The 18,243-nt window shown below is 60.7% G+C and carries 20 protein-coding genes; 10 read left to right on the top strand and 10 right to left on the bottom strand.

What is annotated here, in order from left to right; all coding sequences use genetic code 11:
* The 5 genes from VJR68_RS19420 to VJR68_RS19400 all read right to left on the bottom strand — a co-directional run bounded on the left by VJR68_RS19420 (window position 1) and on the right by VJR68_RS19400 (window position 3,257).
* The gene (locus VJR68_RS19420) at window positions 1–1,059 is read right to left on the bottom strand and encodes an NADH:flavin oxidoreductase/NADH oxidase (RefSeq protein ID WP_324150322.1); all 1,059 of its coding nucleotides are present in this window, start codon (window positions 1,057–1,059) and stop codon (window positions 1–3) included.
* Window positions 1,060–1,113: 54 nt separating this feature from the next.
* Complete coding sequence (locus VJR68_RS19415; protein WP_324150321.1) at window positions 1,114–2,004, bottom strand: serine aminopeptidase domain-containing protein; 891 nt, start codon at window positions 2,002–2,004, stop codon at window positions 1,114–1,116.
* A 74-nt stretch (window positions 2,005–2,078) separates the two neighbouring features.
* Complete coding sequence (locus VJR68_RS19410) at window positions 2,079–2,291, bottom strand: cold-shock protein (RefSeq protein ID WP_324150320.1); 213 nt, start codon at window positions 2,289–2,291, stop codon at window positions 2,079–2,081.
* 259 nt (window positions 2,292–2,550) lie between these two features.
* Window positions 2,551–2,760: a cold-shock protein gene (locus tag VJR68_RS19405; protein WP_324150318.1), complete on the bottom strand. Its 210-nt coding sequence runs from the start codon at window positions 2,758–2,760 to the stop codon at window positions 2,551–2,553.
* Between the two features lie 287 nt (window positions 2,761–3,047).
* Window positions 3,048–3,257 (bottom strand): cold-shock protein, encoded by a 210-nt coding sequence (locus VJR68_RS19400; protein WP_126671911.1) that lies wholly within the window; start codon window positions 3,255–3,257, stop codon window positions 3,048–3,050.
* 275 nt (window positions 3,258–3,532) lie between these two features.
* On the opposite strand from VJR68_RS19400, the gene VJR68_RS19395 reads away from it, so the two are divergent.
* On the top strand, window positions 3,533–3,931 hold the full coding sequence (locus VJR68_RS19395) for a hypothetical protein (RefSeq protein WP_324150316.1): 399 nt from the start codon (window positions 3,533–3,535) through the stop codon (window positions 3,929–3,931).
* Window positions 3,932–3,934: 3 nt separating this feature from the next.
* Here VJR68_RS19395 and VJR68_RS19390 read toward each other — a convergent pair whose 3' ends face one another.
* Window positions 3,935–5,137 (bottom strand): winged helix-turn-helix domain-containing protein, encoded by a 1,203-nt coding sequence (locus VJR68_RS19390; RefSeq protein WP_324150315.1) that lies wholly within the window; start codon window positions 5,135–5,137, stop codon window positions 3,935–3,937.
* Window positions 5,138–5,325: 188 nt separating this feature from the next.
* On the opposite strand from VJR68_RS19390, the gene VJR68_RS19385 reads away from it, so the two are divergent.
* Both VJR68_RS19385 and VJR68_RS19380 read left to right on the top strand, forming a co-directional pair.
* Window positions 5,326–5,739 (top strand): hypothetical protein, encoded by a 414-nt coding sequence (locus VJR68_RS19385; protein WP_324150314.1) that lies wholly within the window; start codon window positions 5,326–5,328, stop codon window positions 5,737–5,739.
* A gap of 120 nt (window positions 5,740–5,859) precedes the next feature.
* On the top strand, window positions 5,860–6,942 hold the full coding sequence (locus VJR68_RS19380; protein WP_324150313.1) for a phospholipase A: 1,083 nt from the start codon (window positions 5,860–5,862) through the stop codon (window positions 6,940–6,942).
* Window positions 6,943–7,030: 88 nt separating this feature from the next.
* Here the strand turns inward: VJR68_RS19380 and VJR68_RS19375 are convergent, their stop codons facing one another.
* Both VJR68_RS19375 and VJR68_RS19370 read right to left on the bottom strand, forming a co-directional pair.
* Window positions 7,031–8,209 (bottom strand): NAD(P)/FAD-dependent oxidoreductase, encoded by a 1,179-nt coding sequence (locus tag VJR68_RS19375; RefSeq protein WP_324150312.1) that lies wholly within the window; start codon window positions 8,207–8,209, stop codon window positions 7,031–7,033.
* 49 nt (window positions 8,210–8,258) lie between these two features.
* On the bottom strand, window positions 8,259–8,741 hold the full coding sequence (locus VJR68_RS19370; RefSeq protein WP_324150311.1) for a peptidylprolyl isomerase: 483 nt from the start codon (window positions 8,739–8,741) through the stop codon (window positions 8,259–8,261).
* 126 nt (window positions 8,742–8,867) lie between these two features.
* Here VJR68_RS19370 and VJR68_RS19365 point away from each other — a divergent pair, with 126 nt between their 5' ends.
* Both VJR68_RS19365 and dacB read left to right on the top strand, forming a co-directional pair.
* On the top strand, window positions 8,868–10,205 hold the full coding sequence (locus VJR68_RS19365; RefSeq protein ID WP_324150310.1) for an MATE family efflux transporter: 1,338 nt from the start codon (window positions 8,868–8,870) through the stop codon (window positions 10,203–10,205).
* Window positions 10,206–10,243: 38 nt separating this feature from the next.
* Window positions 10,244–11,788 carry a D-alanyl-D-alanine carboxypeptidase/D-alanyl-D-alanine endopeptidase gene (gene dacB, locus VJR68_RS19360; protein WP_324150309.1) on the top strand — a complete coding sequence of 515 codons (1,545 nt, stop codon included), beginning with the start codon at window positions 10,244–10,246 and terminating at the stop codon, window positions 11,786–11,788.
* A gap of 72 nt (window positions 11,789–11,860) precedes the next feature.
* Here the strand turns inward: dacB and VJR68_RS19355 are convergent, their stop codons facing one another.
* Window positions 11,861–12,340 (bottom strand): glutathione peroxidase, encoded by a 480-nt coding sequence (locus VJR68_RS19355; protein ID WP_324150307.1) that lies wholly within the window; start codon window positions 12,338–12,340, stop codon window positions 11,861–11,863.
* Window positions 12,341–12,488: 148 nt separating this feature from the next.
* Between VJR68_RS19355 and VJR68_RS19350 the strand changes: the two genes are divergently transcribed.
* The 3 genes from VJR68_RS19350 to VJR68_RS19340 all read left to right on the top strand — a co-directional run bounded on the left by VJR68_RS19350 (window position 12,489) and on the right by VJR68_RS19340 (window position 15,053).
* Window positions 12,489–13,499 carry a methionine ABC transporter ATP-binding protein gene (locus VJR68_RS19350; protein WP_324150306.1) on the top strand — a complete coding sequence of 337 codons (1,011 nt, stop codon included), beginning with the start codon at window positions 12,489–12,491 and terminating at the stop codon, window positions 13,497–13,499.
* Window positions 13,496–14,188 carry a methionine ABC transporter permease gene (locus VJR68_RS19345; RefSeq protein WP_324150304.1) on the top strand — a complete coding sequence of 231 codons (693 nt, stop codon included), beginning with the start codon at window positions 13,496–13,498 and terminating at the stop codon, window positions 14,186–14,188. The genes VJR68_RS19350 and VJR68_RS19345 overlap by 4 nt, the downstream gene beginning before the upstream one ends.
* 67 nt (window positions 14,189–14,255) lie before the next feature.
* Window positions 14,256–15,053 (top strand): MetQ/NlpA family ABC transporter substrate-binding protein, encoded by a 798-nt coding sequence (locus tag VJR68_RS19340; RefSeq protein ID WP_324150303.1) that lies wholly within the window; start codon window positions 14,256–14,258, stop codon window positions 15,051–15,053.
* Between the two features lie 73 nt (window positions 15,054–15,126).
* Here the strand turns inward: VJR68_RS19340 and pncB are convergent, their stop codons facing one another.
* Window positions 15,127–16,326, bottom strand: a complete 1,200-nt coding sequence (pncB, locus tag VJR68_RS19335) for a nicotinate phosphoribosyltransferase (RefSeq protein WP_324150301.1) — start codon at window positions 16,324–16,326, stop codon at window positions 15,127–15,129.
* Window positions 16,327–16,710: 384 nt separating this feature from the next.
* Here pncB and VJR68_RS19330 point away from each other — a divergent pair, with 384 nt between their 5' ends.
* Window positions 16,711–17,529: a cytochrome c gene (locus VJR68_RS19330; RefSeq protein WP_324150300.1), complete on the top strand. Its 819-nt coding sequence runs from the start codon at window positions 16,711–16,713 to the stop codon at window positions 17,527–17,529.
* A gap of 19 nt (window positions 17,530–17,548) precedes the next feature.
* On the top strand, window positions 17,549–18,243 hold a 695-nt coding region (locus VJR68_RS19325), incomplete at its 3' end, for a DUF72 domain-containing protein (protein ID WP_324150299.1).

Genomic DNA, 18,243 nt, shown 5'->3' with positions numbered 1-18,243 from the left:
TTACCAGGCACGCTGATATTGCACCGGTGGCGTGATGGTTGCACCCAATTCCTGCGCGGCGCGGCGCGGGAAATAGGGATCGCGCAGACTCGCCCTTGCGATCAGCACTAGATCGGCCGCGCCGCCGGCAATGATGCCGTCGGCCTGCGCAGGCTCGGTAATCAAGCCGACTGCAGCGGTAGCGATGCCGGTCTCCTGTCGAATACGTGCGGCAAACGGCACCTGGTAACCAGGGCCAAGCGGGATCTTGACGTGCGGCGCCAAGCCGCCGCTGGAGACATCGACCAGATCCACGCCCAGCCCGGAAAGCTCACGGGCCAGGCGCACGCTCTCGTCGATGTTCCAGCCATGCTCGGCCCAATCGGTAGCCGAAATGCGCAGCCAGAGCGGCAGGTTGTCCGGCCAGACTTGCCGCACGGCGACGATGACTTCGCGCAACAGGCGCGTGCGGTTCTCGAAACTGCCGCCGTATTCGTCGTTGCGTTGATTGCTCAGTGGCGACAGGAATTGATGCAACAGGTATCCATGCGCGCCATGCAGCTCGATCAGCTTGAAGCCGGCGTCCTTGGCACGCACGGCAGCGGCGCGAAAATCCGCGACGATCTTGCGGATGCCATCCATATCCAACGCCTGCGGGACATGCCAATCGTGATCAAAGGGAATGGCGGAAGGCGCCACGGTCTGCCATGCGCCGTGCTCCGCCGGTAGCGATCCGCCGCCTTCCCAGGGACGCAACGCACTGGCCTTGCGGCCGGCATGCGCCAATTGCACGCCCGGCACCGCGCCGTGCTCGGCCATGAAGGCGACGATCGGGCGCCATGCTTCAACCTGTGCGTCGTTCCAGATGCCGGTGTCGTGCGCGGAAATGCGACCCTCCGGCGAGACCGCGGTGGCCTCTGTGATCACCGCACCAGCACCGCCTACCGCACGGCTGCCTAGATGCACCATGTGCCATGCGCTCGGCACACCATCCTGCGCCGAGTACTCGCACATCGGCGATACCACGATGCGATTGCGCAAGGTCTGGCTTCGTTGGGTGTAAGGCTCGAACAACTTCATCGCAGTACCGCCACGGCAAATGAAAGCAGCTACATGGCGACGATCGAAGGCTGATCAAGTGCGGACATCCTCCTGCATCCATGCCACCCATTGCGTCACGATGGCTTGGGGCGCTTTCATCCAGCTGAAATGATCCGCTGGCTGGCCCGCAAGCTGACTGGGTTCGATGATGCCCGTGCGCTTCGGCGCTTGCGGCATCTTATCCAGCAACCACGCCAAGGAACGCGACGGCGCAAGCCAGTCGTCGCGCAGTTGCAGTGCCAAGACCGGCGACCGCAACGCGGCCAGTTGTTGCTCGATATCCACCGCCATGCCATACGCGGCATAGCGTCCGGTGCGCCCGCTGCGTGACCAGTCCGCAATGACGCCACACGCCTCGTTGCCGCCAAAACCCAGCTTGCGCCCCGGCAGATAACCCAGCAGCTGCGATAACGATGCAGCCAGCACCAGCGCAAGGTAGATCAACGGCGCATAAGTAAACGTGCGCCAATAAGGTGCGCCGCTCGCCGCCAACAGAATGCCGGCGACATCCTGGCGATGCAGACCGGCATAAAGACACGCCAGCTGTCCGCCGAGGCTGTGGCCACCCATCCAACATGTCGCCTCGGGCCAGTGGTTTTTTGCTTCGCGCACACCGGCGTCAAGATCCATTTCAAGCAGCTGTTGATAACCCCAGTCATGCATGCGGTTTGCCCGGCAGTGGCTGGAACCGATACCGCGCCATTCGTGCAAGGCGACCGCTATGCCGTGAGTCGCAAACACTTCCGCCAACGGCAGATAGTGCTTGGCGGCCACGCCCATGGCGGGTAGCCAATAAACCCAGCACGCGGCAGGCTCGGCCGGTTGCACGCAAATCAGTTCGCCGCGCGCGCCATCGGCCGCGAGAACCGGCACGGTAAAAGTCGATGCGGTGCAGAGGGAAGACGGTTCGAGAAACACTGACATCGGCACAGCTTACCCGCACGCCCAAACAAAAAGGCCGGCCCCCGGGCCGGCCTTCGAGTCATGGCGTCAATGACTCATGCTTTGCTGACTTCATCCGCTTGCAATCCCTTTTGTCCCTGCACCACTTTGAACTCGACTTTTTCGCCTTCCTTGAGGCTTTTGAAGCCATCACCTTTGATGGCGCGGAAATGCACAAATACGTCCGGGCCATTATCGCGGCTGATAAAGCCAAAGCCCTTGGCGTCGTTGAACCACTTCACTTTGCCTGTTTCACGTTGTTCCGACATAAATCACTCCGTTGCGAACAGCGACTTTTCAAGACCAGTCGACCCACCCGAGCCGACGGCTTACTGGGAATGCTTCAGATCGGGTGGAACCATGCGGATGAACGCCGCCCTGCGAACGCGCCTTACCAAGCAACCAGTGAACACAGGATAATCAGTCTCGTGAAATAAAATGTGATGGAAAATTCACGCGAAATTCGCCTAAAAAACGAAAAAACCAGGCAAAAAGCCTGGCTTTTTCACGACACCTTAATGCTGTTTTTCAGACCGGTTCCACTTCCTCTGCCTGCAAGCCTTTCGGTCCCTGCTTCACCTCAAACTTGACCTTCTGGCCTTCCTTGAGCGAGCGGAATCCATTGCCCTTGATGGACTTGAAATGCACGAACAGGTCACCGCCCTTGTCGCTGCTGATGAACCCGTATCCTTTCGCATCGTTGAACCACTTGACTGTGCCTGTTGCTTCGTCCGACATGACTAACCCCATCCGTTTCTAGCGCTAACCAATTAGAACCGTGACCCACCCGAGTCGCGGCCACTGGGCATGCCGATAATCCTTCGTGTGCCCGGCGCAAAACCGTTTATCAAACACGCATTTTCTCGGCCAGCCAGCGGCCACAGCATAGTGATTTCCGTGAATCGATATGTGATGGAAAATTCACGCGCTGAATCACATTCAATAATCGCAGCTATACGGAAGAACAAAAAAGCCGGGCATTACGCCCGGCTTTCTTGAATCGATTTATCTCGATTTTAAGGCAATTAGGCCGGAACCACTTCGTCGGCCTGCAGACCCTTCTGGCCCTGCACTACCTTGAAGCTGACCTTCTGGCCTTCCTGCAGGCTCTTGAAGCCATTGCCCTGGATCGCACGGAAGTGCACGAAAACATCCGGGCCATTGTCACGGCTGATGAAGCCGAAACCCTTGGCATCGTTGAACCATTTGACGGTACCGATCTGACGATCAGACATGTTGCTTACTCCAAACTCAAGTTTTCAAAAAGACTCGACCGCCAGACGTTGGCGGTCTACTTACTGGTGTGCAAAGGAAAACCCAAGGGGTGAGCGATGAGGCGGATCGTAAATCAGCTGCACCGGGTCACATGACTCTGGTGACCTAAGGCAAACTCAGTGCGCGCATCATACCTGATATTAATCGCCACAAGCGAATGCACGTTCAGCAAGCATCCGTTTGGCGAAGCTGTATGCTTGGCGCCCGCCTTTGTGATGGTTTTGTGATGACACCCATGAAACAACGTAATGCGGTGATTTCTGGCCGTTTTCTCGGCATCGGCATGCTGGCGGCGGTGGCTTTGCTGGTCGCCGGTTGCGGCCAGGGGGTGCGAAAACCGCACCCCACGGCGCCATCGCAAAAAGCCGCGCTGACCGGCATTCCTGCCTGCGATAGCTACCTGGACAGCTATCTTGCCTGCCATCGCGCGGCTGGCACCTATACCCCCGATACCCTGCAGACGCACTACCAGGCCATGCGCGACACGCTGCTGCAGGAAGCCAATGATCCCGGCGTGCGCCCTTACCTGGCCAATCGCTGCATGGGGCTAACCCAGCAACTGCAGGCAAGTCTGCAGGGCCGCGCCTGCACGCCACCAAACGCGCCGAACACCGCTTCGATGTCCTCCCGCTGATCGTCAGCGCCAATACGCGCGCAAGGCCGGCCCCAACGATGCAGGACGGCATCGCCCGAGCCGTACGTCGGGGGTACCGTGCCAGGCCGCGGTCTCGGCGATTGCATCTGCTACATCGGCAAGCAGACGGTCCGTTGGCGTCACGCCCTCCTCAAGAAACAGCGCCTTGATCTCGAACCTGCCTTCGGCACGATGCGCCTTGGCATCAAGGCGCCCGATCAGGCGTCCGCGGTGCAGGATCGGCAGCACGTAGTAGCCATAGCGCCGCTTTGCCGCTGGCACATAGCACTCGATGGTGTAATCGAAATCGAACATGGCACGCACCCGCGCGCGATCCCACACCAGCGGATCGAAGGGAGACAACACAGTGGTATGTGTCGCCCGCAGGCGTCCTGCATAGGCGCTATCGAGCAGGCTGGCATGATCGTGATGCACATAGCCGGCACTGTCCCAGCCTGCGACTTGCACGCGCAACAATTTGCCTGAACTCAGTAACGGTGCCAGCTCTTTCTCATCCACCGCAGGTTTGAGCCGGAAGTAATCGGCCATCCACCGCGCCTGCGTGATACCGAGCGCACGCACGCTGTCGAGAATGAAATGCTGCCGTAGTTCGGTCGTTGAACGGCTGAGCAACGCTTCGTCGAACGGTGGATCGAGCTTGGCCAGCACGCGCTCGGCCAAATCATAGACACGTTGGAAGCGCTCACGGCGCGTCACCATCAATTCGCCCGAGGCAAACCATGCTTCAAGCCAGCGCTTCTCCGGCTTCCATTCCCACCAGCCCGACGCTGCGCGTTCGGCACGTTCGAAATCGGAAGCGCGCACTGCGCCGGTGGTGCGCACGCGTTCAAGCAAGGCATGCATTTCCTGCAGGTTGGCATCGCGTGCGCGTGCCGCATGCTTGTCCGCCCAGTGACTGCTTTGCGCCTGCGCACGCCATGCGCGATGAAAGCCGATATCGGCAGCCGTCACGAAACAGGCTTCGTGTGCCCAGCATTCGGCGATGCGTCCGGCTTCCAGTGCCTCTTCCAACCATGCTTGCGGATAGGCGCCGAGACGCGCGAAGAGAACCAGGTAAGGGCTGCGTGCGACGACGTGGATGCTGTCGATCTGCAGCAGGCGCATGCGCTGGATGGTCGCGATCAGATCGTCACGTCGGGCGCGGCGCTTGGGCGCTTGCAGCAAACCTTGTGCCGCCAATTGCAAAGCACGAGCCTGTGAGAGTGTTAGAGCTTTGCTGCTTGGTGAAAGTTCACGCAAAGGAAGGCTGCCTTCACTAAATGGAGACATCAATATTCTGCTTGGATTTACGCCCTTATTGCTAATTTGGATCCCAAGCTTGGCGGATAGGTGACGCACGGCCACCTCGCGCAAGCGCTGCAAGGAGCCAATCCATGAAAACCCGTATCCCTACTCTCACCGCCATTCTCGGCACCGGCCTGCTTGCTGCAGGCATGGCATCGGCGCAAACGCAAAACCAGCCGATGCAGCAACCCACCACGTCTCCCACGCAAAGCACTAGCAACACCGGCGTCAACGACGCAGCGGCCAATACCGGCAGCAACGGAGCGAGCAGCTCCACGTTCAACACGGCCAAGGGCCAGGTCACCATCAACTCCACGATGGGTTCGACACCTTCTACTGCGTCGCCGCCATCGTTCGAGCAACTGGCCAATGGCAAGAAGTTCATCAGCAAGGATGACGCCAATGCGTATCCGCCGCTGGCCAATGATTTCGAATACGCCGCCCACAACGGCAGCCGCATCAGCAAGACGCAATACGAGAATTGGGTGAAAAACCTCAACTAGGCAAGCCCTGTGCCTTTTCCATCTGCGCCGGTCGTCGTGAGATGGCCGGCGTTTTTATTATGCGCATAGATGGCTAGACTTGCCCGGACCGCGCCGGGAATGGCGCTTTAAGGAGTTAGCATGAAACCTTGGTCCGGCTTTCTGCTGATCGGCCTGAGCGCCAACCTGATGATGCCGCCGGCGCACGCGCAAAACGTTGCTCCTGCCGACATCAAGGCATGCACAGGCGTCGAGAACGACGCACAACGGCTTGCCTGCTACGACCGCGCCGCCGGTCGCGCCCAGATGCCCGCCGCACAAAAGCGCAATGAGCCTGCCGAGACGGCCGAATCCAAACTGTTCCATCCCGAACATGAGGTAGCCACCTCATCGGAAAACACGCCCGCACCACTTTCACTGCTCGATAGCCGCTGGGAGCTTTCGCCGCAGAGCAAGCTGGGCACGTTCAACTTGCGTGGCTACAAACCGATCTATGTATTGCCGTTGTTCGGCACCACGCATCAGAACAATCTTCCCTACAGCCCGAATCCCGTCAACGCGGTGCACACGCCGCTGGGCATGCAAAGCGTCGAAGGCAAGTTTCAACTGAGCGTAAAAACCAAGATCTGGCAAGGTGTGTTCGGCGATGCCGGCGACTTGTGGGTGGGCTATACGCAGGACTCCTATTGGCAGGTCTACAACGCCAGAATCTCACGCCCGTTCCGCGAGACGGATTACGAGCCGGAAGCCATGCTCGTGTTCAATACCGATTACCACCTGTTCGGCTGGAACGGGCGGTTGCTGGGCATCGGTCTTGATCATCAATCCAATGGACAATCCGACCCCCAATCGCGCAGCTGGAATCGGGTGATGGGGCAGATCGGTCTTGAGCGCGCCAACTGGACGATCGTCTTCCGCCCCTGGTGGCGCATTCCCGAATCCGACAAGGACGACAATAACCCGGATATCAGCAATTACATGGGCCGTGCCGACATCCAGATCATCCATGAGTGGAACGGCCAGGAGTTCAGTCTGTTGTTGCGCGACTCGCTGCGAGGTGGCAGCCGCCAGCATGGCGCTGCGCGTTTTACGTGGAGCTTCCCGTTGGCCGGTAACCTGCGCGGCTACATGGAGTTCTTCAAGGGTTACGGCGAGAACATTCTCGATTACAACCACAATGCCACCTATCTGGGCGTTGGCATTTCGTTGCTGGATTGGTATTGAGGCTTCTGTGGCGTTCGTAGGCTGGGATGAAATCCCAGCTTAGCCATGTCAATAAATGCCGGGATTTCATCCCAGCCTACAAGACCCCTCAGCGCCACCAGCTTTTCTTGGTACCGGTAAGTATCTTCAGCATCTGGCCGCGTGCCAGTTGCCCTATCGGGCCAAACGCAGCATCGCGCCATAGCGCCAGCGAAGTACGCTCTGATTGAAACAGCGGCGTCAGCCAACGACTGAGTCGTTGATAGACCGACAAATGCGCGCGCCGGCGATGCGCATACGCCTGCAACGCTTCATCGACGCGAGAACTCGCGGCCAGCGCCTGCGCCAGCGCTTCCGCATCAAGCAGGGCCATGTTGACCCCTTGCCCAAGCTGCGGACTCATGGCGTGCGCTGCGTCACCCATAAACACGATGCGGCCATGTATCGGCGCATGCATGACCACATCGCGATAGCGTGCGCGATTGAGCTGTTGTGGTGAATGGATGCCTCTCAACAGCGCCGATGCTTCCGGCCAGATCGCTGCAACACGTTCGCGCAGGTGCTCGAAACCTTGTTCGTCGAACGTATCGACTCGATCGCCCGGCGCACTGAAATAGAACGTCAGCCAGCGTCCCGCGTGATCCACGCGGCGGCCGACGGGCAGCAATCCGATCATCTCCCGCGTGCCGGCATAGCGTTGCCGCAATTCATCTCTATACGGCCAGTCGTCCCCTGGCACCAGGCACCACAGTGCGCCCCAGGGATACAGGGTTTCGCGTCGTATCAGATTCGGCACATGGCGGCGCAAACGCGAATGGGCGCCATCGGCCACGACGATCAGATCAAACGGACCGTGGCACGCACCTTCGGTATCGAACAGGCTGTACCCATCTTCCGCGATGCGCTCGATGCACACGCCTGTGCGCACCGCATGGGCATCCGAATAGGCGTCGCGCAGCACGTTGAAAAGGCTGCCGCGCGTCATGCCCAGGCCGAAGCTGTCGGCAGCGTGATGGGCATAGCGCATGTCCATCACCATGCGGCCGCGCTGATTGCAGCCGTGCAGGCGTTCGATGCGTTGCCCTTGCTCAAGCGCCGCTTCATGCAGGCCCAAGCGGGCGAGTACAGCCAAACCGGTCGGTTGCAGCAGGAATCCGGCGCCGACGGGTCGCAGCACCGGAGCCTGCTCGAACACGGTCAGCGCATGGCTCTGTGCGTGCAGCATGATCGCTGCCGCCTGACCGGCGGTGCCGTAACCGACAATGGCAATGCGCAAGCATCCTTGCATGGTTGGCGCCCCCTCGCGCCGGATTCCTTAGATGACCAGCATGCGCAGCTTAGTGATGATGACCGCCCGGACCATGCACGTGTCCGTGCGAAAGCTCTTCTTCGCTGGCCGCACGCACGTCGGTCACCTGGATGTCGAAATGCAGCGTCTGGCCGGCCAGCGGATGGTTGCCGTCGATGTGCACGGTGTCGCCGTCGATCTGGGTGACGGTAACGTGCACGACACCCTGCGGACCGTGCGCCTGGAACTGCATGCCGGGCTGGATATCGTCCACACCCTGGAACGCTTCGCGCGGCACGGCTTGCACCAGTTCCGCATGATGCACGCCGTAGCCTTCAGCAGGCGCCACGTCGACCTTGAACTGATCGCCGGCCACGCGGCCGACCATCGCTTTTTCCAGGCCCGGCACGATCTGGCCGGTGCCATGCAGGTAGGTCAGCGGCTCGCGGCCTTCGGAACTGTCGAGCACCTGACCCTGGTCGTCGGTAAGGGTGTAGTGGAAGGAAGCGACGGCGTTGTCGGCGATCTGCATGATGATCTCGCTGTGTAGGATGAGCGCCGACCTTCGCCGACGGGGAATGTGCAAGGGTACCACCTGGCATTCTTGGCCTGTTCCAGGCATGCCACAATCCGTGGTAGCTACCCGCGAATTTCCCTGATGACGACGCTGCTTGAAGCTTGGCGCCATCGCCCGACGCACCGGCAGGTGTGGGCGTTGGCCGTACCGATGATCCTGTCCAATCTCACCGTGCCCCTGGTGGCACTGGTGGACAGCACCGTGGCCGGCCACTTGCCGCTCACGCAGGATCTGGGTGCCGTTACCGTGGGTAGTGCCGTGTATGCACTCCCGGTGTGGAGTTTCGGTTTTCTGCGCATGGGCACCACTGGTTTTGCCGCGCAGGCCAAGGGTGCGGGGGATGCCTCGGCGGTACGCACTGTGCAAGCGCAGGCCTTGCTGCTTGCCGCGATGCTGGGCGTGCTGGTGGGTTTCCTGATGGTGCCGCTGTTGCCGTGGCTGGTCGGGCAGATGCACTCCACGCCGCTGATGACCGGCCGCGCGCTGGATTACCTGCATCTGCGCCTGCTGGGCCTGCCTGCCGCGCTGCTCAACTACGCGCTCGCCGGCTGGTTCATCGGCGTGCAGCGCGCACGCACCACGCTCAGCCTGTTGCTGGTGACGAACCTGGTCAATATCGCGCTCAACCTGCTGTTCGTGCTCGGATTCGGCTGGGGCGTACCGGGCATCGCGCTCGCTTCGGTGGCGGGCGAGTGGTGTGGCGCCTTGTACGGCATGTGGCAAGCGCGCCGCGTGCTGCGCGGATTCGGCGGGCAGGTGGATTGGCAAGCCATGCGCGCGTGGCAGCATTGGTTGCCGCTGCTACGCGTGAATCGCGACATTTTCCTGCGCACCATCGCACTGGAAGGTGTGTTCTTCAGCCTTTCACTGTTGGGCGCAAGGATTGGCGATGCCACCGTCGCCGCCAATGCACTCTTGCTCAACGGCCTGTTTCTGACCGCGTTTGCGCTCGATGGGCTGGCCAATGCCGTGGAAGCCTTATGCGGCCACGCCATCGGCGCCCGCGATCCACATGCGCTGCGCCGCGCCCTGGTGGTGGCGGGCGGATGGTCGTTGATCGGCAGCATCGGCTTCGCGTTGTTCTTTACCAGTGCCGGACATCTGTTCGTCAACTTGCAGACCAACCTTCCCGACGTGCGCGAGGTCGCATACCGCTGCCTGCCGTGGTTGGCAGCGCTGCCGCTGGTAGGCGTATGGAGCTATCTGCTCGATGGCCTGTTCATTGGCGCAACGCGCGCGCGGGAGATGCGCGACGGCATGCTGGTGTCGGTGCTGTTCTTCGCATTGCTCGCATGGCTCACGCGTGGCTTGGGCAATGAGGGATTGTGGCTGACGTTCCTTGCCTTCATGGCGATGCGCGCGGTGAGCCTGGGTTGGCTGGGTCTGCGTTTGCGGCGGCAACGTGCGTGGATCGCGTGAGCTATCGTGCGCTTTGTCGTTTCCGCATACTTGAGTCCATGAAACTCTCGCCATACCTGTTGTGGTTTTGCGCGGCATGCGTGCTGTCGGGCGGCATGGCCGGCACGCGCGTTTATGCCGATACGTCCATCGCTGCAACGACGACGCGCGAGCAACTCGCCACCGCCATCGACGAACAGATTCAGCAACCGCGCTTCGATGCCGCCAGCTGGGGCATTGCCGTGGTATCGCTCGATACCGGCCGCACGTTGTACGCGCACGATGCCGACCGGCTGCTGCAGCCGGCATCCACTGCCAAGCTCTACACCGCCATGTTGGTGCTCGACACCATCGGCACGGATTACCGCATTCCCACGCAACTGCTTGCCACGCGCCAGGTCATCCAGGGCCGGCTGGAAGGTCCGTTGGTCTTGCGCGGCATGGGCGATCCCACGCTCGGCACGCCGGGCACCAATATGGATTGGGCCGATCAGTTAGCCGAGCAGTTGGTCGCCAGCGGTGTACACGAGGTGCAAGGCGACCTGGTGGCGGACGACAGCTATTTCCAAGGTCCGCCGATGGGTTCCGGCTGGGAAGCGCGCGATCTGCAAAGCTGGTTCGCGGCACCTGCTTCGGCGCTCAGCGTGCAGGAAAACGTGGCCGATCTCACGGTCGCGCCAGCGAATGCGCCAGGCCATCCCGCTTCGCTGATGCTCGATCCACCCGGCACCCTCATGCACGTGGTGAACAACCTTGAGACCAGCGCGCGCGATAGTCGCAGCGACATCAATCTCTACCGCGCACCGGGCAATGCGAGCCTGTATGCCTTCGGCACGATCGCTGCGCACGCGGAACCGCAAACATACAAACTCGCCATGACCGATCCGGCCTGGTACGCCGGCACGCGCTTGCGCGACGCACTGGAACGGCACGGCGTGCGGATTCATGGCAACTTGCGCGTGCGGCATTGGCCGGAGCCGGACAACACCGATCTGAGCAAAGCCGTGGTATTGGCGCAGGTGCTGTCGCCGCCGGTGATGGACATTCTCGATCGCGGCTTGAAGCGTTCGCAGAATCTATATCTGCAGAACCTGCTGCAGATCGCTGGCGTGAAAGCGCAGGCCAGCGCCGAACAATCGAGCGATCCGCCAAATGGTTTTCTAAGCAGCGACGCCTGGGGCATCCGTGCGCTCAGGCAGTTGCTCGATCGCATCGGCATCGCTCCCGGCATGGCGCAGATCGAGGACGGCGCAGGCCTGTCGCGACAGGACCTGTCCACCGCCAACGCGATGGTGCAACTGTTGACCTACCTCGCCCACCAACCCTACGGCGATGCGCTGCGCAACGCCCTGCCCTCTGCCGGCCTGGACGGCACGCTCGAATGGCGCATGCGCCATACGGCCGCCGCGGACAACGTGCACGCCAAGACCGGCAGCATGGGCAATGTGCGCTGTCTGGCGGGCTATGTGACGACGGCAGCCGGTGAGCATCTGGCGTTTGCGATCATGCTCAACAACTTTGTGCGTGGCGAAGGCGAGCCGAGTCCGAGCCGGAGCCTGGATGCGATGGTGGAATTGCTGGCGGAGTTCCGCGGCAAGAGCTAACGCAACGGATGCATCAAACAAGTAGGCCGGGATGAAATCCCAGCACCACGAACGGCTGGAAAGCTGGGATTGTCATCCCAGCCTACTCAGATCCTTCCCGATCTTCTCCGGCGTGTCATTGGGCGCATAACGCTTCACCACCCTGCCCTGTGCATCCACCAAAAACTTGGTGAAATTCCACTTGATCGACTCGCTGCCCAGCAGACCCTTGGCTTCTTTCTTCAACCACTGGTAGAGCGGATGAGTGCTCTCGCCATTCACTTCGATCTTGGCGAACATCGGAAAGGTCACATCGTAAGTGGTCGAACAGAACTGCTTGATCTCCGCCTCATCGCCCGGTTCCTGATGGCCGAACTGATCGCAGGGAAAACCCAGCACGGCTACACCCTGCTCGCGATGCTTGCGCCACAGCTCCTCCAGGCCCTTGTACTGCGGCGTGAAACCGCACTTGGAGGCCACATTGACGATCAGCAAGGTTTTGCCGCGCCAATCGCCCAGCGAGCGCTCGTTGCCATCGATGTCGCGCGCGCTGAAGTCATATACGGTAGTCATGTGATCGCTCCGGTCATATCGACCGCGTAGGTTGGGTTAGCGCAAGCGTAACCCAACTGCGCCCCGCATTTGGCAAGTACTCCCCTTGCGCACTGCCGTCGCCCAAGTGGCATAGAATGCCCGCTTTCGAACATCCCCCAGGCCCATCGTGATCCGCTTCATCGACGTGCACAAATCCTACCGTGTCGACGGCAAGGACATTCCGGCGCTGGAACCTTTCAGCCTGGAGATTGCCGATGGCGAGGTGTTCGGCATCATCGGCCATTCCGGCGCCGGCAAGTCCACGCTGATCCGGCTGATCAATCTGCTGGAGCGGCCCAGCGGCGGACGCATCCTGATCGGCGATACCGAGATCACCACGCTGCCAGAGGAAGCACTACGCACCGCCCGGCAGTGTATCGGCATGATCTTCCAGCACTTCAACCTGCTCTCCTCGCAGACAGTTACGGAGAACATCGCTTTTCCGATGCGCCTGGCCGGCAACAAGGATGCAAAGGCGATCCGTACACGCGTGGACGAACTGTTGCAGCGCGTCGGCTTGACCGCGCATGCGAACAAATATCCCTCGCAGCTCTCCGGCGGCCAGAAGCAGCGCGTGGGCATTGCCCGTGCCTTGGCCAATCATCCGTCGATTTTGCTATGCGACGAAGCAACCAGCGCGCTCGATCCGCAAACCACCGCCTCCGTACTCGACCTGCTGGCCGAGATCAATCGCGAACTGAAACTCACCATCGTGTTGATCACACACGAGATGGACGTCGTGCGCCGCGTGTGCGATCGCGTGGCCGTGCTGGATGCCGGGCGCATCGTGGAGCATGGCGCCGTGGCTGACGTGTTCCTGCATCCGCAACATGCCACCACGAGGCGTTTCGTCAGCGAGGCGCTGCCGGAAGAAACGGCTGGCGAGCATGCCATCTATCAACACGTGCCCGGGCGCATCATGCGGCTTTCCTTCCGCGGCGAAGCTACCTGGTCGCCCACGCTGGGACGTGTCACGCGCGAAACCGGCGTGGATTTCAACATCCTGGCCGGCCGCATCGATCGCATCAAAGACCTACCCTACGGCCAGCTTACTTTGGCCATGCAAGGCGACAATGTGGATGGTGCCCTGCGCGCGCTGCGCGAAGCCGGCATCGACGTGGAGGAACTTGCCCGATGATCATCAGCCAACTGCCCCTGCTGCACACGCTGTTCCCCAACATCGACGACTGGGGCGAAATGGGCCAGGCGTGCATCGATACGCTGCTGATGCTCGGCGGTTCGTTGCTGCTCACGGTGATCATCGGCCTGCCGTTGGGCGTGCTGCTGTTCCTCAGCGGCAAAGGACAGCTGCACGCGATGCCCAAACTGTATGGCGTGCTGTCACTGGTAGTGAACGTGCTGCGCTCGGTGCCTTTCATCATCTTGATGATCGTGCTGATGCCGCTCACGTACGTGCTAGTCGGTACCAAGCTTGGCATTCGTGGCGCGATTCCGCCCCTGGTGATCGGCGCCGCGCCCTTCTTTGCGCGCCTGGTGGAAACATCGTTGCGCGAAGTGGAGCATGGCGTGATCGAAGCCTCGCAAGCCATGGGCGCCACTACATGGCAGATCGTCCGCCACGTGCTGCTGCCGGAGGCGCGCGCCAGCTTGTGGGCGGGTGTCACAGTGACTGCCGTGGCGCTGGTCGGCTATACCGCCATGGGCGGCGCGATCGGTTCGGGTGGCCTGGGCGACCTGGCCTATCGGTACGGCTACCTCAGCTACAAATCCGATTACATGGTGGTGACGGTGCTGCTGCTGATCGTACTTGTTCAGATCCTGCAGATGCTGGGCGACCGCATCGTGGCGCATTACAGCCGGCGGTAATGCTGCCTTTTTTGCATCCAGCCGTATGGACGGCTATTCTGGCGCACCGCACAAGGATAGCCCTTCCATGAAAAAGCTTCTTTTCCTGGCTGCCGCCGCCCTGCTCGTGGCCGGCTGCTCCTCATCCGGTTCCGGCGACTCCAACGGCCAGACGCTGACCGTGGCGGCCACCGCCGTGCCGCATGCGGAAATCCTCAAGGAAGTGAAGCCGATCCTGGCGAAGGAAGGCGTGAACCTGGACGTCAAGGTGTTTGCCGACTACGTGCAGCCCAACACGCAGGTGGCGGAAAAAAGCATCGACCTGAATTACTTCCAGACCAAGCCGTACCTGGACACGTTCAATCGCGAGCATGGCACGCAGCTGGTGATCATTACCGGCGTGCATATCGAGCCGTTCGGTGCGTATTCGCACAAGTACAAGTCGATCGACCAGCTCCCCAACGGGGCCACCGTCACCTTGCCCAACGATCCAAGCAACCAGGGCCGTGCCTTGCTGCTGCTGGCCCGCAACGGCCTGATCACGCTGAAGGATCCGAACAACGAGCTGGCCACGCCGAAGGATGTCGTCACCAACCCGAAGAACCTGGTGTTCAAGCCGCTGGAAGCGGCCATGCTGCCGCGCACGTTGGATGAAGTGGATCTGGCGCTGATCAACACCAACTATGCGTTGGCCGCCGGCCTCAGTCCGACCAAGGACGCGCTATTGATCGAAGACAAGAATTCGCCCTACGTGAATTACCTGGTCGGACGTCCGGACAACAAGGACGATCCGCGCGTGCAGAAGCTGGCGCAGGCACTGACCAGTCCGGAAGTGAAGGCGTTTATCGAGCAGAAATATCACGGCGCGGTGTTGCCGGCGTTTTAAGCTCCATACTTTTTTGCATAACCATATGGCCGTCACTCCCGTTGCACGAGAATGACGGCCATATTTTTTTACCTTACGCCGCAGATTCCGCTTCCACCATCAGCGGAATGTCGAACACCTGCCGCAGGTAAGCGAGGTACGCCACGTCGTCACACATGTTCTTGCCCGGCGAATCACTGAGCTTCGCCACCGGCTGCCCATTGCAGCGGACCATCTTGATCACGATGTTGAGCGGCGTGGGACCAACATCATTGGTGAGGTTGGTGCCCACGCCGAACGCGAGTTGGCAGCGCCCGTGGAAATGCTTGAACAGCTCCATCACCTTGGGGACGCTCAAGCTGTCACTGAATACCAGGATTTTGCTGCGCGGATCGACGCGGTTGGCCTTGTAATGCGCCAGCACGCGCTCGCCCCAGGCGAACGGGTCGCCGGAATCGTGACGGGTACCGTCGAACAGCTTGCAGAAGTACATGTCGAAATCGCGCAGGAACGCGGTGAGGCCGTAGACATCCGATAAAGCGATGCCAAGGTCGCCGCGGTATTCCTTGGCCCAGGCTTCGAGTGCGGCCACCTGCGAATCGCGCAAGCGCGGACCCAGCGCCTGGTGCGCTTGCAGGTACTCGTGCGCCAGCGTGCCGAGCGGACGCAGGCCAAGCTGCCAGGCCAGCCATACGTTGCTGGTGCCGGCCAGTTGCGAGCCGAGGCCCTCGTGCAACGTTTCCGCCACTTCGCGATGCCACTGGCGCGAAAAGCGCCGACGCGTGCCGTAGTCGGCAATGCGGCAGTCCTGGTAGCCGGGCGTGTCACGCAACAGCGCAATCTTGTCCTTGAGGCGCCTGCGCCCTTCGGCCAAATCGTGTCCCGCGTGCGTGTTGCGGAAATACACTTCGTTAACGATCGCCAGCAACGGCACTTCAAAAAGAATCGTATGCAGCCATGGACCGATGATGCGAATCTCGATCTCACCGTTATTTAACGGGGACGGGGTGATCTCCACATATTTCGCATTGAGCTGGAACAAGCCGAGGAAGTCGACGAAGTCGCTCTTGATGAAGCGCCAGCTGCGCAGGTAGTCAAGCTCCTGCTCGGTGAAACGCAGGCTGCACAATGCATGCAGTTCCGCGCGAATCTCGTCAATGTACGGCACCAGGTTGACGCCCGGATTGCGGCACTTGAAGCGGTATTCCACTTGCGCAGCAGGATACTGATGCAGCACCACTTGCATCATGGAGAATTTGTAGAGATCGGTGTCGAGCAGGGAGCTGACGATCATGGAGCAGCCATGTCGGGGGAAGAGAAGCGGCGCGTGCATCGCGCGGCATCCGGCGATTATCCCGCCTAAGTCCTTGCCGTGAATAGTCGGTGTAATCCCAGAAAAGATAAAACCCCGGCAGCCAGGGGAATAACTGCCGGGGTTTGTTAGGTCGCGTTCCGGGGGGAGGGTAAACTTTGGAACCGACCCCTGGACACCACGATGATCTGCGGCATCCTCTTGTCGCCTCACGGCGATTCGGAGAGTTAGTGTGTCCGGTAGGGATGAAGTTCAAGGCCCCGGTCGAATTGGTTCAGGTTTCTGATAAGTAACCGCAACGCCATCGATGGTTTCATCTGCACCGTTTTCCCAACTCCTTGTCAGTCAATACGTAAAGGCCCAAGCATGAGGATCCTGCATCGCTGTCTTGCCCTGTTCGCACTTTGCTGCGCCCTGCCGCTGCACGCGGCGGATCTGCATATTGATGTAGGCCCCAGTGCCCATGTCTGGACGACTGCTCAATTATTGAGCAACGCGAATGCACGGAGCGTGACGATTCCGGACGACGTCGCCTTCCATCGCACCATGACGTATCGCGCCGTACCTCTACGTGTGTTGCTGCCCGAGCTTGCACATGGCGAACGTTTAAAATTTGTTGCGAACGATGGCTTCTCGGTCGACATTCCGTCGGATGCGCTGCTCAATCGATCAGGCGCGCAAGCGTGGCTCGCCGTGGAAGATCCACAGCACCCTTGGCCGACATTGCCTGGCAACAAAGGCGATGCTGGCCCTTTCTACGTTGTGTGGAAAAAGCCGGCCGCTGCCCAAATCGGCAGCGAGTATTGGCCGTATCAGCTGGCGGGCATTGAGCATGTGGAAGACGTGGCCGCGCGTTTTCCCGCTACCGCGCCGGCAGCTTCGGTGCCGGGCGACAGTCCTGTCCGTCATGGCTATGTTGTGTTTCAGCGCACCTGCTTTGCTTGCCACACGCTCAACGGCGAAGGCGACGCGCACATGGGGCCGGACCTCAATATTCCACACAGCCCCACCGAATACCTCAGCACGGACATGCTGCGCGCCTTCATCCGCAACCCGCAATCGCTGCGCCGTTGGCCAGAAGGCAAAATGACTGGCTTCCCCACGCAGCAATCACTGCCGGATGTGGATCTTGATGCGGTGATCGCGTACTTGAAATACATGGCGCAGCACAAAGTACAAAAGTGACTCGCGGAGCAGGTGAACCATGACTTTGTTCGACGAAGCTCCCTCGCCGGTGAACGGCATTCGCGTCGGCATCGGCGGCTGGACCTTTGCGCCATGGCGCGACAATTTCTATCCGAAAGGCCTGGTGCAGCGACGCGAACTGGAATACGCCAGCCGCAAGCTCACGGCGATCGAAATCAATGGCACCTACTACGGCACGCAGAAGCCCGCCACGTATGCCAAGTGGGCTGCGGAAACACCGGAAGGTTTCGTGTTCTCGGCCAAGGCGCCGATGCGCATTATGCAGTCGCGCCAGCTGCAGAAAACCGGACCGCAGATCGATGACTTTCTAGGCGGCATCGCCTCGCTGGGTGATCGGCTCGGCCCGATCGTATGGCAGTTCGACGCCGGCCAGCGTTTGCAGCACGAAAGCTTTGCCGCATTCCTCGACTTGCTGCCGAAGCAGGTCGACGGCCGCGCGCTACGCCATGTGCTGGACGTACGCGATCGGGATTTCGTCAATGCCGACTTTCTTGCCATGGCGCGCCAGCATGGCATGGCGACGGTGTTCACCGACTCGCCGGATTACCCATCCTTCGCCGATGTCACCGCGGATTTCGTCTATGCACGGTTGATGCGCTCGCGCAGCGAGATCGCCACGGGCTACGACAGCGACGAGCTGGATGGCTGGGCGAAACGTGCACACGCGTGGGCAGATGGCGCGCAGCCGGCGGA

It is taken from the genome of Dyella sp., assembly GCF_035277725.1.
GTDB lineage: Bacteria > Pseudomonadota > Gammaproteobacteria > Xanthomonadales > Rhodanobacteraceae > Dyella_B.
The sequence above is the reverse complement of the archived record's forward strand: the minus strand, read 5'-3'. Positions and strand labels throughout refer to the sequence as shown.